Genomic DNA, 15,608 nt, shown 5'->3' with positions numbered 1-15,608 from the left:
CCTATAAATATTTCGCACTATATTCATGTACAGTATCGATAAATGCTTTTGGTTTTACTGGATCAACCCACTGCGTAATTCCGTGACCTAAATTAGCAATGTAGCCTGTCTTTTCACCATTTGCATAAGCATCATCAAGCATTGCTTTTGTGGCTTTAACAATATTTTCATGAGAACCGTATAGTGTCGCTGGGTCTAAATTCCCTTGTAATGCTGCACGACCATTCACTGTCTGACGTGCTACATTTAAAGATGTAGTCCAATCTAAACCAAAAGCATCAGCACCAGTTGTAATCATTGGCTCAAGCCACTGACCACCGCCTTTGGTGAATAAAATTACAGGAATTTTACGACCATCTTTTTCTCGTTGTAATCCTGCGACAATTTTATGCATATATTTTAATGAAAATTCAAGGTATTCACGATGTGCTAGTGCTCCCCCCCAACTATCAAAAATTTGTATTGCTTGGGCACCTGCATCAATTTGTGCATTTAAATAATCAATGACAGCATCAGCTAATCGATCTAAAAGTGCATGTAATACTTCAGGCTGAGCATACATCATTTGTTTACTAAAACGGAAATCTTTACTTGATCCGCCTTCAATCATATATGTAGCTAATGTCCAAGGACTTCCAGAAAAACCAATCAAAGGCACTTGTCCAGCTAATGCAGAGCGAATTGTTGAAACTGCATTCATCACATAATCTAAATCTGATTTAGCATTAAATTTTGGCAAATTTGCAACATCTTGTTCTGTGCGTATTGTTTTACGAAATTTAGGTCCCTCACCAACTTCAAAATATAGACCTAAACCCAAAGCATCTGGGATAGTTAAAATATCAGAAAATAAAATTGCGGCATCCAATTCATATCGACGAAGGGGTTGTAAGGTCACTTCACATGCAAATTCTGTATTTTTACATAAGGAAAGAAAATCTCCAGCTTGAGCACGAGTTTCACGATATTCTGGTAAGTAACGGCCAGCTTGTCGCATCATCCATACTGGCGTGGTATCTACAGGCTCACCGAGCAAAGCACGTAAAAAACGATCATTTTTTAAAGCCGTCATTTATTTTCCTATCTGTTTTTAATCTTGCTGACATCATAACAAAAAGGTTTACATTTGAATAACTCTACCTCTATATTAAAGTTTACTGTAAGCTCAGAATAAAGCTGGTATTTACACAAAAGAATTACTGCAAGGCATATTTTTTTCTGTAATACTTATATTGTTTTACTTATGTTTATGAATCATTCTTAAGGCTGCACTACATGTTCGTTCGCACTTTGCTCGCAATAAGTTTAAGCTGTATTTTTGCAGGCACAGCATTTGCTGCACCTCCTGCTGGACTACCTTCAAGTTCAAAAAAAATAATAGATTCTGCTGTCGAAGATCCAATCAATCCGCTAGAAATAAAGACGCCGATAAAAGCTGCATCTGAAGTCCAAATCACAGAACAAGAACAGCAAGATTTAAACAAAGCTTCTGATACCTTGAATAATCTTCAAACGAAAGAAGATAAAACATCAGATACAGGCACAGCACCAACTGTGCAAACAACAGCTCCTGCCTCTAAAGGATCATGGACGCTCAGTGGTCTCAATAGTGCAACATGGTATGAAAATATCGGCAGAGGACAATTTCCAGTTTATGCGCGTGCACATGTGATGTTAAACAATGCACATGCATCTCCTGGCGCAATTGATGGTACAAGTGGTCAAAACACACTTAAAGCAATCTCATCATTTCAACAAATGAACGGTCTTGAGCCGACAGGTGTTTTGACTCAAGAAACTTGGAATGCCTTAGTTGCTAAACAAGGAAATAAACCTGCATTTATTGAATACACCATTACCGATGCAGACCTTAAAGGTCCTTATGCAAAATCAATTCCACGTGATTATGCAGAACAAGCAAAAATGCCAGGTTTATACTACACCCGTGTTTCAGAAATGCTGGGTGAAAAATTTCATATGGATGAAGATTTTTTAAAGAAATTAAATCCAAATGCAAATTTTAATAAAGTTGGTGAGAAAATTATTGTCACAAATGTTCGTAATGAATTACCTGAAGATATTCATTTAATTATTGCGCATAAAGGTGCAAAACAGCTGTATTTATTTAACAGCAAAAACCAAATGATTGGTTCTTTTCCTGCAACGATTGGTAGTTCTGATACCCCATCTCCAATAGGAACGTATAAAGTCACAGGTGTTGCACCCAATCCTTGGTATAGCTATTCACCTAGCAACTTTATTCAAGGAAAAAACTTAAAGCCACTTTCCTTACCGCCTGGTCCAAATGGTCCTGTGGGTAATATTTGGATTGGTTTAAGCAAAAAATCTTTTGGTATTCATGGTACCCCAAATCCATCTGCCATTTCGAAAACAGCATCTCATGGATGTATTCGTTTAACCAACTGGGATGCCAATGATTTAGGTAAAAAAGTCAGATCAGGCGTCACTGTTAAATTCTTAGAATAATATTTTAGCGAAAATAGAAGGTACTCATATGAGTGCCTTTTATTTTATTTGTGATTTAAAATATATCGCTTTAATCATTCATGATCGCATTAGATCTATACCATTCGTTTCAGAAATAGAACGCAGCCTCATTTATTATGAATATATTAACGATATAAAACACTCTAAACTACGTCCATGTAAAGAATAAAGATAGGAATATACCAATGACAACTTATATTCATCGTAATGAAGATCGTGGTCATGTCAAAATGGGGTGGTTAGAGTCAAAGCATAGTTTTTCATTTGGAAACTGGTATAACCCTAAATATATGGGAATTAGTGCATTAAGAGTCATTAATGATGATCTTATTAATGCACATAATGGCTTTGGTACACATCCACATGACAATATGGAAATTTTAACCTGCGTACTCAAAGGGAGTATTTCACATAAAGACAGTATGGGAAATGCAGGAAAAATTTCTGCTGGTGAATGGCAGTTAATGAGTGCCGGTACTGGCATTCAACATAGTGAAATCAATGAAGGTGATGAAACCGTTCATTTATTACAAATATGGATTACGCCAAATGTACGAAATATAGAGCCTAACTATCAACAAATTCAATTGAATCCACAGCATCAACCGAATCAATGGCATTTAATTGCTGGGCCGAATTCAGATGCACCAATGCATATTCGTCAACAAGCTGAAGTTAAAACTGCAGTTTTACAACTTGGCGAAGAATTGGAAGCTATATCTAAATTTGGTTTGAATTATGTGCATGTTATCTCTGGTGCAATTGAAATAAATGGTCAAGTTGGAAAATCTGGTGATGCATTAATACACTCAGAACAAAGCGTAATTAAAGCTTTAGAAAATAGTCAGTTTATTTGTTTTGACTTGCCTCAGAAATAACAGAAAAAATTAACTCAATTAAATAGCACGATGACAATCAGCCCTTTTTTGATTGTCATCGTGCTTTTTTATCGTCCAACTTTTCAATTAAAATACGATTACATTCTAAAAGTATAATGATTCATTTCTTTTTTTCATAAGTTAAGCTATCTTCCTCTCTTCTTTTTTATTGATTTATTATTAGAATATGAGAATTTATATATAAGTTTAATCATGGATAAAGTCGTGGAGCAAAATAATCATCCTGCACTGAGCAGAGAAGATAAGAGAACATTGGGATTATCCTCACTGGGTGGTGCATTAGAGTTCTATGACTTTGTTATTTTTGTTTTTTATGCAAAATTAATTTCTGAACTATTTTTTCCAAGCACGCTTAGCCCCTTTTGGGCTCTACTCAATACCTATGGAATTTTTGCCGCTGGTTACTTTTTTAGACCATTGGGTGGCATTATTATGGCCCACTTTGGAGACTTAGTTGGTCGTAAGCGTTTATTTACCCTCTCAATTTTATTAATGGCACTACCGACATTATGTATTGGTATTATGCCTACCTATGAAACGGTTGGTTATGTTGCACCATTACTTTTATTATTCATGAGAATATTGCAAGGAATTGCAATTGGTGGTGAAATCCCAGCAGCATGGACTTTTGTGTCAGAACATGTTCATGAAAAACGAATTGGTTTTGCAAATGGTTTACTCACTTCGGGTTTATCTTTAGGCATTTTGCTTGGCGCATTAATGTCTTTATTCATTTCGACTCAATTTAGCCAACAAGAAGTGCAAGATTGGGCATGGCGTATTCCATTTATTTTAGGTGGTATTTTTGGATTTATTACCTTATATCTTAGAAGTTATTTAAAAGAAACGCCTGTTTTTAAAGCAATGCAACAACGCAAAGAATTATCAAAGCAATTACCTGTCAAACAAGTCCTAGCTCAACATAAAACTGCAACTGTACTGGGTATGATTTTTACTTGGTTTTTAACTGGATGTGTCTTAGTACTCATTCTATCTATGCCAACCCTACTCACAACAACATTTGGTTTTGAAAGAGCCGACGCATTCAAAATGCAAAGTGCTGCAATTGTAATGCAAATGGTAGGTTGTATCAGTGCTGGGTTATTGGCCGATAAATTTGGTGGTTGGCGAACCATGAGCATGGGTGTCATTTTAGTCGCAATCATTTCATCCATATTTTTTTATAGTTTAGGACAGCAGACTGATCACGTAATTTTCTTTTTGTATATGCTGGTAGGCTTATGTTCAGGTACTGTGGGTATTGTATCTTATATGATGGTGAAAATGTTTCCTGCACAAATCCGTTTTACAGGCATTTCATTTTCCTATAATGTTGCTTACGCCATTGCAGGAGGTTTAACTTTCCCACTGGTACAATGGTTAAGCTTGTTTAGCTCAGTGGGTGCAATTTACTATATTTGGATGATTTGTATATTTACCCTAATCGCGACCCTGATGTTCAAATATAAATTTGAAACACAGCATCATAAAATCTAATTGTTCATAAGCCACACTAATTTGTGGCTTATTTTTTATACTCTATTCAGATAACCTTTCTACAAATAATATTCCATTTAAATGATCTACTTCATGTTGCACAATACGTGCAGGAAAACCTGAAAGTCTCAACTCAAACTTTGTTCCGTCTAAATCAAAATAGTGAACCTGAATTTCATTTGCGCGTCTTACAGAACCTCTTTCATTCTGTACACTTAAGCAACCTTCCTCACCTAAATTTTCTTGTTCAGACATCCATACAATTTCAGGATTAATCATAATAATAGGAGACATTTCAGGTGCATCTGGATAACGAGGATTTGGTTTAGAAGCAACGATGATCACTCTTTTGGAAATATAAACTTGTGGTGCAGCAATACCAACGCCATTACGTTCAAGCATTGTCGCATGCATTGCCTCTGTCAGCTGATATAACCACTGTGAATTAAATTCTGCTTGTGAAATCACTGAAGCTTTTAATGCCAATACTCCCTCGCCTTTTTGTGCAACTGGCAATAATGTTCCCATTTTGTTTCCTCAAGCAACTTAAACAATGATTTATCTTATGTTATCCGATTTCTGATAACTTCTTTTATTCCTATTTATTCTATATTCCATCAGCATCTTCATATACCCCCAAACTTACTATCGTCTCTGAGGTTTTTTGAATTTTTAAATAATGATTTTTATATTCAATCAAAACATAAAATTCTTCTGCACCATCATCCAAACCCGTCACATACCAATTGGTTCCTTGGGGAAAATCATCTAACCATTTCGCTTGATAAAAATCTGAAACTGAATCAAAACATAAATAATGCTCGGGTTGATCCTTTATTTTCTGCACTAAACAGTTAAATTTTTCTAATTGGTGCTGACTAAAATGAATCATCATGAGGGTATTAAAGAACCTTGCATTTGTTGTCTATATATTTTTTGCCATTGTAGCCACCCCATTCCAGCTAAAATCACAAACATGGCGTATAACCCAGCTGTCGGATAAAGATCTTTATAAATAAACATCGCAACATAAATAATATCAACAATCACCCAAAGTCGCCATGTGCTTAAATATTTTTTACCACTCCAATATGTCGCTAATAAACTAAATGCTGCCAATTGTGCATCAAGCCAAGGAACTGCGGCATCTGTAAAATAAGCCAATAGTGCTCCAAAGGATAAACCAACACCAGCTGTAATTAATATTTGTATTAAAATGGAATTCAACTTAAGGTCAGAAATGATGAGTTCATGTTGCTCACTTAATCCTTTTTTCCATTGCATATAACCATAAATAGCCATCCCCATGAAAAAAACCTGTAAAATTGTTTCACCATATAGTTTAAATTCAAAAAATAAAATTGCATAAAGCACACACGCAAAGAAATTAAAAAACCAACACCAAAGATGTCTTTTAATGGTTAAAATAACGGCAATAATACTAATTATCACAGAGACAATTTCAAATAATGTCATGAATACAATTTAAATAATGAAAAAAAACATTATGAAAAGTTTATAAAAAATCTCAAGTCTATTTTGATCTTTTATGTTACGGATAAAATTAATCTTAAAAGTAAGTTTAAACTTATTTTTAATTCTTAAAATTATTTTACAGGTATTTGCAAAACAACAGATCGTTTTCCACAGCTAATGGAAGCGGTTTATCATTGAATCGTGATAAAAACTCAACGTAGCTTAGGTTATTGTTCATTTCTTCGTTTGGTAATTTCTCTTGAACGAAAATACATATCGTATGCCATCATTAATTCACGATGCCATTGCCAGTATGTGTGTAAAAAATAAAAGACTAAACATGGTATAAAACAGATTAAAAAATAAGCTTCAAAATAAATTTTCCAATTTAATAGGCTTAAAATAGCACTTATACTGATCGTCCATAGACACATCACCATGAATAAAATTAGGACTCTGATTATGAAATGTTGCTTATATAATATTTGAAATGGAATATCTTTCGTGAAACTAAAGTCCAGTTCTTGTAAAAAAATTCTTCCTAGAAAGATATAACGCTTCGTAATTTTTAAAAAAATTAGATTAATACACAGTACAATACTACATAAGATAAGCATTGCAATCATTAAAGCTAAAGAAAAATAACCATCTTTCAAAGAAAAATCTGGGTTTAATGCTAAAGGATGAATCGAAATTAAATTTAAAATAACAATAATAAAAACTGAATAAGCAACATATTGATAAAAACTTTTATACTTAATATGAGAGGAGACAGCATTTAATAATTGCTGAATATAGACAACTCTTAATACTCTGAATATTAAATAAATTACAAATGGTGAAATAAGATAAAGAAAAATAATACGATAATATTCACTAGAAAATAAAAAACTGCCTTGAACAACAATCCAAAAAATAAGAATAGAAAAAATACTGACAACAATTGGTCTAAGAAAAAATGCTGGAACGCTATATTTCTTTTGATTTAAAAAAACATCAAAATCCACACGCTCAAATAAAAAATTATATGTCCAATAAGCTTTCAACTCATAGCTAAAATTAAATAACATGATGGCAAAAAGTCCACTTAACCACCATACATCATTGACTGTTAAAGTATAGTTATTATTCTTCCAATAAAATCCAAGAACAATAAATAAAATCAAATAAAATAGAACAATGAGTCGCTTATCTTGAAAGTGAATAAATTTTAAATAATCCGGATTCATGATAGCCCCATCATCTGTCTACAATGTATGGTTTTTTCTGAAGAAGATGTAATAAAATCACTTAGCATATGCCCTAAATATGCTTTATTACTCACTTCTAATAATACTGGAGCAGTAGTGTGATTAAGTAATCTCTCCATGGACTCAGTCCATTTCACGGTATGTGTTAAATGAAGTGCTAAGTTTTCTTTAATGATTTCAGGATTTTTTTCTGGCATGCCAGTCACATTCATTACAACATCATATTCTGGTGACTGAAGTGGGATTGAGGCTAAATAATCTCGCATCTGCTGAACACCTGTATGCATAAGACGTGTATGCCACGCTCCGCTAACTCCTAATTTAGTTGTTTCATACCCATTTGTCATTAACTGACGAGAAAACGCTGTTAATGCATCCGTAGTACCACCAATCACTTGTTGCTGAGGACTATTATCACAACAAATATCGACTTCAACTCCAAAATGTTCTATTTGTTTCTTTAGGGTTTGATAATCAATTCCTTTGACCGCATACATTGATCCTTTATTTATTTGACTTAAGTCATGCATAAGATTTGCACGAAATTGAATCATCTTGAATGTATCTTCAAGTGTTGCCGCATTTGCAGCGTATAAAGCCGCGTATTCTCCTACACTATGACCACATAATCCTGCAACAATATCTGACGTCATGTTTTCACGACATAATGTATAAAGGCTGATATTTATTGCAGTAACTGCTAATTGCTGATGTGTGGTTTGTACCAATTTATTCATTGGGCCTCTTAAACAAAGACGGCGGATGTCTTTTTGTGAAATATCACTCGCACAATCCCAAATTTTTCGAGTTGTATCATTTATATCCCATAAATCTGAGCCCATACCAATAGTAGGGTTTCCTTGACCAGCAAACATAAAAGCAACTGATTTTAATTCTTTAATATTCATAATAAAAACCTTAAAAATGATAGTTAAATCCGACATAGCTACCGACAGTTTTTCCAAACATGCCGAATTCGGAATTCTTTTTACCTAAAGATGCATAAACACCCGTATAAACTTCTAATTGTTTTTGCTTTATATTGAGAGATTGAGAATACGTCATTCCAGTCGTTAAACTTTTATCTGACATATTCATTACGAAGTAGGGTTTAAAACTTTTTTGCTCTGCGGCGCTAATACTTGCATAACCATTAATATAATGTTTACCCTGTAAATTGCCTTTACTGGAAATGTTATATATCTCTGATGCCATTAAATATTTATATGAATCAAAAGCTTTATCTAATGGGACATAATTTGTTTTTTGATTCAAAAAATGAATTAAATTGGTTTGTGAACGCCTCTGTTTTCTAGAATACCCTTCACTTTGATAATAATACTCTAGTCCAAATTGACTAAAACGATCTGAGGTATATTGCATTCCTAATGCAAGCTCTATCCCCTTCTTATTTTTTATTCGATATAATTCTTCAGGGAATATATAATTTTGCAGTTTCTCTACATTACTTTCACTCAAATGTCGCCATTGCTGCTTTTGGTGTAAAGCCAATTCTGCATTAAACGTTAATTGTTGCGTAATATTATAGCTATCTGACAATGCAATAGATTTTGAACTCCCCAATAAAACACTCAGTGATGGCGTATGCTGATCAAAGCGGTGATCTGTATACTTTAATAAATATCGATCATTTGTATTTGAACGTTCAAGTGCAGACCAATTCGTTGATGAGATATAACGTTGATCAACATGTGTTAATTGGGGAGATGCTGTTAATGACAAAGAATAATTATCTGTATCTTGCGCAACCACTATCCCCCAAAAAGATTCTTGATATGCCGATTTCAATGCAGGATCATAGATTTGTGTTGGCTTAAATCCCGCATAATAATTACTTAACAGGTCAGATGGAGATTTTAAATAAATTAAGCCATTCTTATTTTTTATCTTTCCAACATCAACATTCACCGTATCAGAAACTGAATAAGAAAGATTGAACTGATCTAACAGTAGTTTTACCTGTTTATCATCTTCTTCAAATTTTCCAGTATCTTGATAAGGAGCATAAACTAAGCCATACAGACCAATATTTAGTTTTAATTTATCATCACTTAAATCACAATGATTACTATATTTAATTGCTAAATCATTATATCCATTGTTTGTACGATAAGGATTCTGTCCTTCAATTTCCCAGGTAGAAGAAGCTTTATGGGTATATGACATTTGCCCCAATATTTCTATATCTGCATCTGACAAACATGCCATAGCTTTTTCTACAGGTAATATTCCTAACGGTAATATAAGCCAGCGATAAAAAGACATTAATTCGCCCTTCGCTGAATATATTCCTTTGTGAAATGTGACACAGGCAAGGATTCAAATTTTAAATTACTATATTCCATGACTGAATAACCGCTTCCATGACGCGTGTCTTTCACAACAATTTTGGATGGTCTTTCTAGACCAAGTAAAGGCTTATAATTCTGATAAGAAACTTCTTTCATTAACTTGTTATCTTGTGAAAAATACGAAGCTTGATATGGTCTATAGCTTCCTTTTTCAACTAAATAAATTACTTTTGGCCATGTAACTTCGGATGATTTACGTGCTAAAGATAATTGATAGCAAGTCTTATTACCACAGGCTTGTTCACTTAATAATTGAGCATCATAAGCATCTTCAAAGTTTGTCACAATGACATCACCATTTGAAATTTGCCCCAATAATCTTTGTTGACGAGAAATTGGAATGGGTCTTCGTAGTTCTTGTGTGTAAAACCATAAATCATACCAATCAGACAACATGATTTTTCCTTTATCCCGAGGCGGATAAACAAAACGAACTAATGAACGTGCATCAGCTTTATTACTCCCATTCTGTTTTAAAAAACGCATTGAAATATCAAGAATTTGTTTATTAGAAAATTGCTTTGCACCAGACTTATATTCCAATACAGTAACGGTATAACGAAATGGTTGATTTGGTGAACGAATATTATCAGCCTGACGAATTATTTCGAGTGCACTTGGCGATGAAGGAGCTGCCCAACTTGAAGCAGAAAATAACAATGACGAACATAAGGTCATAAAAGTATAAATTTTCATATTATTTCCTAAACGGATTTAAAAGCATCTGAAATATTGAGTCTTGATGCACTCAAAGCAGGTAAAATTGATGCTAAAGATGCAGTGATAATTGGTAGTACCAACGTGATCCAAATCAACTCAAAACTATTTGTTTTAATAAATGCAATATAACCTTCTGTCTGACCTGGAGAGGGTGGCATAGTAATGCCTTGTAAATTAATCATTCCTGCAAAAGTAAAACCAATCACTAAACTCCCTAACGCACCGATTGCACCAATAAAAATGCCTTCCAATAGAAATAAACGTGAAACGTGCATGGGCTGTAAACCAATTGCTCTTAAGGTCGTAATTTCACGTGTTCTTTCTAATACATTCATTCGCATAGAATTACTGATCATAAAGACCACAATAAGTGCAACAATCACTTTAATAAAAAAGTAAATACCTGAGAGCATTCCCTCTACTTGTTGATAAAATAGTGAAAGTGACTTCCAATCTTTAATGATTAATTTCTGCTGCTTATTTGCAATAAAATTTTCTAGTTTTGTGTTGAATTCTTCAAGGTTTCGGTCATCTTTTAACAAAATCACTATTTTACTTACACCATCTGTATCCATTAATTGCTGGGCAGTTTGAAGAGGCATTTTCATAGCAACATCATCATAATCTTTTATACCAGATGAAAAAATACCGCGAACTTTAAGTGATAAAGCACCTTGCCCACCCTGACTATTTACCAATAAAACATCAACCCAATCTGCATACTTTGCATTTAATGTTTTTGCTAAACCATTACCTACGGTAATTTCATTCATTTTTATCCGAGATAAATCACTACCAGAAATTAACTTATCAAAAGAACCTAGTTTTAATGCAGGAAGAGGCTCAACACCAATTGCAGAAAAATAACTCGATGTTTCATTTTCGTACTGTGAAATCACGCCAGTAAATTCAAGCTGACCAGAAATGGTCGAAATATACTGCGATAATTCAGCATCTTCTAAAATTTCATTTTTCAGTATTTGATAATTTTCAATAATACTTTTACTTTTATTTGCTGTTTCAAAATATGAAGGGTCATATATCTGGACATGACCAACATTCGTTCTTACGGTTTGTTGTTTTAAAATCCAAAAAGAATATTCAATAAATCCGCCATAAAGGAAAATTGCAACACCGCCTAAAATGATTGCAAAAATAGTCGAAAGTGAACGACGTTTGTGCCTAAATAAATTCAAGAATGCAAATTTAGTATCTTGTGGCGTAATAACCATACTATAAATGACAAATGCTAAAATAAATAAGACGACAACACTAAAGAAAATAACGCCAATATTCATTTGTTCACCTGTTTCATTAAAGGCATTAGAATTTGTGTTATTTCATAAATATCCCACTCAGGTGATTGATTGTCTGGTAAAACCAATAATTTCTGTTGTGTTACATTTCCTTTTTTAAGTTGCTGTAACAATGCGTTGGCTGATGAGCTTTCTCCACAGCTATTTAGTGCTCGATAACGCATATGATTGATACGTGCAAGTATATCCGCATCAAATTTTTCCTTATGATTTAACAAGATTTGAGTATCACTTAACGCAATAACACAACGACCAAGATCGGCTGGTAAATAAGCATCTACACGCGCGCGTAAATATAGAACATTTAAGTTTTCTTCATCAGATTCTGCAGCTTCATCTAAATAGAAAAATCCTAATTTGGCTTGCTCTGAAGCATTTACATAATCATTGATCGATTTATAGTATTTAGCCAATTCCAAAACTGAATAAGCATAAAAAACAAGAGATGTAATATTTTTATCTCTCTGATATTCTTGAAATAATGTATTACTCATTGTTTTCAAAGCATTAAGTTGTTGCGGAAAACCTTTTTGAATAACTTGCTCAACTTGCTTTGGAACAGATGCAGCATAAACTTGTAGTGGCAATAATATGCTCAAACCAATACATAAGATCATTTTATATAACGGAGTCATGAATGAGTTCTCCATCTTTGATTTCTATAACACGCTTAGCTCTATCTTTTAATTGTGTGGAATGCGTTGAAATAATGAAAGTGGTACCAATGTCTTGGTTAATTTTCATCAATAAATCTAGAATAGCTTCTCCTGTCGCTAAATCGAGATTCCCTGTGGGTTCATCAGCAACCACAACATTTGGCTGATTTGCCAAAGCGCGAGCAATCGCAACACGTTGCTGTTGTCCACCTGATAATTGCCCTGGTTTACGATCATATAATTCATAAAGTCCCACACTATCTAAGTAGTGTAATGTCAGTTCTTTAGCGATTTTTTTAGAATACAAACCATTTAAAATAAGTGGATAAAAAACATTGTCAAAGGCACTGAGTACTGGAATTAAATTAAAAAACTGAAAAATGAAACCTAAATGCTGACTTCTAATCATTGAAAGTTGATTTTCATTTAGTTCATTCAGTGCTTTATTTAAAAATAAATTTGTGCCTGCTGTTGGTTGATCTAACCCAGATAAAATATTTAATAATGTACTTTTTCCACTCCCAGAAGGACCACAAAGTGCAAGAAACTCACCTTTTTTTATTTCTAAATTAATTTGTTTGAGTGCGTCAATTTTATTGTCACCGACACCATAACTTTTGAAAATATCAATCAAGAGTATCGCCGGCAATTCTTTTATTGCATTTGCCATTATTTATTCCTGTATATACTTTATTGATAATAAGTATCAAACCAACTATAACCACCAAAATTATCGGGTATCATGGTTCTCATTTTTGCAAGATCAGCGTTCTGCTGTTCGTGATAAATCCAGCTTAAGGCGGGTGAAATACAACCACTATGTCCATATTTTTCAGTTAGATTTATCACTTTTAATTTTGATTGATGATGAGCTTCAGGCCATTGATGTTCAAATGGCATTTTTCTTAAACCTGCAAAAGTCATTAAAGAAATATCAGTGTTTTTTTCAAGCATATCTCTCAGTAATTGCTGATTATTATCGGAACTTATATAATTTCCACATTTCACTTTCATGGCACTTTCATAATGACTAAAAATGAAACAGCCTGTTCGTTCAACAGATAAATTTGTGTTTAGAGCATTCGAGTTTTTTCGTTCTTTTCTAGGTGTCGTAATATCTTCTTCAGAAAAAACCAAAACAGGAATGGCACGATAAGCAGCGCAAATCACCACAAAATCAAAAACATTCCACTTTAAATAATCTTCAGCAATTTTCATTGCTTGAACCAACGATTGTTTTTCCCCTCTTAACTTGCACGTAAAGTCATTCACTGAAAATTTTTTCACTAAGTTTTTAGGTAGTGTATCTATCGTTGCGCTATGTAAAAAACTTGAAATATTTTCGAATGAACTTTGCTCACCCCAGCTATCGGCATAAATTAATGCTGTACGTGATTTAAATAATTGCATCCGCTGTTTGGCGGTTAATTGTTGTAGAGCATGATCAGATACTTGCTCCAGCGCATCTATATATTCTTTATAATAAGGTGTTCTAATCATTTCTCTAGCATACGTATGCTTACTTGTCCCAAAGCGTTTAAAGCCCCAACCACTTGATTTAGTTGACTTCAATGCTTGTTTATACATATGGGATTCCCATACATTTAACCAACAAGGATGATATAAATAAATATTGTCTTGTGGTTCCATCATAGAAAATGAAGATAAATACATAATATTTCCTCAATCGTTCTACGAATTAATGACGGTATTTGACATTACAATTGCGATTATAGAACCATCGACACCCAGTCCGATCTTCAATAGATGATGTTTTTCATGCTTTAAAATGCCTTGATTCAACAATAGATATTGCTTGATTTTATCTCGTATAACTCCACAACCTACTGGGGATATGAGTTCGCCATGACATAAAGAATAGTGACCAATCATTAAGTCAATTACACCTGAGCCTGTTGAGGTATAACCAATTTGGCCTTTATAGGCTAAGACAGGAATGAACTGTTCAGAAAAGAATGTTGTAATTGCTTGGGCTTCAGCTTTATCCGTTACCTCAGAGCCGTTTCCATGTGGAATAATTGCTGCGAGTTGCTGATTACTAATATTCGCTTGATCGAGTGCTTTATTCATCGTCTTAATTAAATTTGCACTTAACTGAGCCGCATCATTTCCACGTCCTGAACTTATTTGGGTATAGCTTGATGTCAATTGAACACCATGATTTAATCCACGTGCTTGACGATGTTTTGCACTTTCAAAAATCATGACACAGTTCCCTTCAGTAAAGAGTACACTTCGACTGTCTTCACCAAAAGGTTGTACTGCGGTACTTTCAAGCATTGACTGATTCGCCAAAAACTTGATGTCTTGTGTTGCAATTTTCGAGTAGTTAATAACAACTACTAAGTCAATTTCACCCCCATTAATTGCTTGAATGGCTAGATGAACTGCAGACAATGCAGAATTACTCGTGCAATTTAAATTGGGTGGATTAAATTTGAGATTAAATTTTTTGGCAATCTGATGCGCTAATGCATCTTGATTATTTTTAGCCGCATGCAAATTTTTTATTTGTTTATTTAAAGTGACATCTTCTAAATCATTGTGGTCATAAAATGATAAATAATCAATTATATCAATTCTAGAACCAAGACCTGTTAAATACACCCTAACGTTTTCACCTGACAAACTCTGTTTTTTAAGCATTGCTTGTTCGAGTGCTTGGTCAATCAGTTGTGATATTTCTTCAAAACAACTTTTATTACTAGACTTCAACCTCGCAATACATTTATTTTCATTAAGACCAAACTTATATGCAATCCTCTCTGATTCAAACCAATATTCTTTAGTAACACTCTTTCCTTGTTTTAAGTTACCGATTAATTCATCACAGTTAGGTGCAAATGCTAAATTTGCACTATAACCTGAGATAATCGTCGCGTTATTCAAAATA

Annotated in this window: 16 protein-coding genes; 3 read left to right on the top strand and 13 right to left on the bottom strand. The window is 33.7% G+C overall.

Going from position 1 to position 15,608, the window contains the following annotated elements; genetic code table 11:
- Position 1 precedes the first annotated feature (1 nt).
- Complete coding sequence (gene hemE, locus B9T31_RS09295) at positions 2–1,072, bottom strand: uroporphyrinogen decarboxylase (protein WP_086181678.1); 1,071 nt, start codon at positions 1,070–1,072, stop codon at positions 2–4.
- 203 nt (positions 1,073–1,275) lie between these two features.
- Between hemE and B9T31_RS09290 the strand changes: the two genes are divergently transcribed.
- The 3 genes from B9T31_RS09290 (at position 1,276) to B9T31_RS09280 (ending at position 4,904) form a co-directional block, all read left to right on the top strand.
- Complete coding sequence (locus B9T31_RS09290) at positions 1,276–2,487, top strand: L,D-transpeptidase family protein (protein ID WP_086181677.1); 1,212 nt, start codon at positions 1,276–1,278, stop codon at positions 2,485–2,487.
- A 206-nt stretch (positions 2,488–2,693) separates the two neighbouring features.
- Positions 2,694–3,386: a pirin family protein gene (locus B9T31_RS09285; RefSeq protein WP_086181676.1), complete on the top strand. Its 693-nt coding sequence runs from the start codon at positions 2,694–2,696 to the stop codon at positions 3,384–3,386.
- Positions 3,387–3,599: 213 nt separating this feature from the next.
- The gene (locus B9T31_RS09280) at positions 3,600–4,904 is read left to right on the top strand and encodes an MFS transporter (protein ID WP_086181675.1); all 1,305 of its coding nucleotides are present in this window, start codon (positions 3,600–3,602) and stop codon (positions 4,902–4,904) included.
- 42 nt (positions 4,905–4,946) lie between these two features.
- Here the strand turns inward: B9T31_RS09280 and def are convergent, their stop codons facing one another.
- The 12 genes from def to B9T31_RS09220 form a co-directional block, all read right to left on the bottom strand.
- Positions 4,947–5,432 carry a peptide deformylase gene (gene def, locus B9T31_RS09275; RefSeq protein ID WP_086181674.1) on the bottom strand — a complete coding sequence of 162 codons (486 nt, stop codon included), beginning with the start codon at positions 5,430–5,432 and terminating at the stop codon, positions 4,947–4,949.
- A 79-nt stretch (positions 5,433–5,511) separates the two neighbouring features.
- Positions 5,512–5,799 (bottom strand): hypothetical protein, encoded by a 288-nt coding sequence (locus B9T31_RS09270; RefSeq protein ID WP_086181673.1) that lies wholly within the window; start codon positions 5,797–5,799, stop codon positions 5,512–5,514.
- Positions 5,796–6,380 (bottom strand): nicotinamide riboside transporter PnuC, encoded by a 585-nt coding sequence (gene pnuC, locus B9T31_RS09265; protein WP_086181672.1) that lies wholly within the window; start codon positions 6,378–6,380, stop codon positions 5,796–5,798. Before pnuC ends, B9T31_RS09270 begins: the two co-directional genes overlap by 4 nt.
- Before the next feature lie 227 nt (positions 6,381–6,607).
- Entirely contained in the window at positions 6,608–7,609 is a 1,002-nt protein-coding gene (locus B9T31_RS09260) for a hypothetical protein (protein WP_086181671.1), read from the bottom strand.
- Complete coding sequence (locus B9T31_RS09255) at positions 7,606–8,538, bottom strand: ACP S-malonyltransferase (protein WP_086181716.1); 933 nt, start codon at positions 8,536–8,538, stop codon at positions 7,606–7,608. Before B9T31_RS09255 ends, B9T31_RS09260 begins: the two co-directional genes overlap by 4 nt.
- Before the next feature lie 10 nt (positions 8,539–8,548).
- Complete coding sequence (locus tag B9T31_RS09250; protein WP_086181670.1) at positions 8,549–9,916, bottom strand: hypothetical protein; 1,368 nt, start codon at positions 9,914–9,916, stop codon at positions 8,549–8,551.
- Positions 9,916–10,698, bottom strand: coding sequence for an outer membrane lipoprotein-sorting protein (locus B9T31_RS09245; RefSeq protein WP_086181669.1), 783 nt, complete (start codon positions 10,696–10,698; stop codon positions 9,916–9,918). Before B9T31_RS09245 ends, B9T31_RS09250 begins: the two co-directional genes overlap by 1 nt.
- 8 nt (positions 10,699–10,706) lie before the next feature.
- Positions 10,707–12,020 carry an ABC transporter permease gene (locus B9T31_RS09240; RefSeq protein ID WP_086181668.1) on the bottom strand — a complete coding sequence of 438 codons (1,314 nt, stop codon included), beginning with the start codon at positions 12,018–12,020 and terminating at the stop codon, positions 10,707–10,709.
- Positions 12,017–12,673 (bottom strand): hypothetical protein, encoded by a 657-nt coding sequence (locus tag B9T31_RS09235; protein ID WP_086181667.1) that lies wholly within the window; start codon positions 12,671–12,673, stop codon positions 12,017–12,019. The genes B9T31_RS09240 and B9T31_RS09235 overlap by 4 nt, the downstream gene beginning before the upstream one ends.
- On the bottom strand, positions 12,657–13,364 hold the full coding sequence (locus B9T31_RS09230; RefSeq protein ID WP_086181666.1) for an ABC transporter ATP-binding protein: 708 nt from the start codon (positions 13,362–13,364) through the stop codon (positions 12,657–12,659). The genes B9T31_RS09235 and B9T31_RS09230 overlap by 17 nt, the downstream gene beginning before the upstream one ends.
- Positions 13,365–13,384: 20 nt before the next feature.
- Positions 13,385–14,281: a hypothetical protein gene (locus B9T31_RS09225; protein WP_213033231.1), complete on the bottom strand. Its 897-nt coding sequence runs from the start codon at positions 14,279–14,281 to the stop codon at positions 13,385–13,387.
- A 105-nt stretch (positions 14,282–14,386) separates the two neighbouring features.
- Positions 14,387–15,604 (bottom strand): beta-ketoacyl synthase N-terminal-like domain-containing protein, encoded by a 1,218-nt coding sequence (locus B9T31_RS09220; protein WP_086181664.1) that lies wholly within the window; start codon positions 15,602–15,604, stop codon positions 14,387–14,389.
- Between the last annotated feature and the right edge of the window lie 4 nt (positions 15,605–15,608).

Source organism: Acinetobacter sp. ANC 4558, assembly GCF_002135375.1.
Taxonomy (GTDB): Bacteria; Pseudomonadota; Gammaproteobacteria; order Pseudomonadales; family Moraxellaceae; genus Acinetobacter.
The sequence above is the reverse complement of the archived record's forward strand: the minus strand, read 5'-3'. Positions and strand labels throughout refer to the sequence as shown.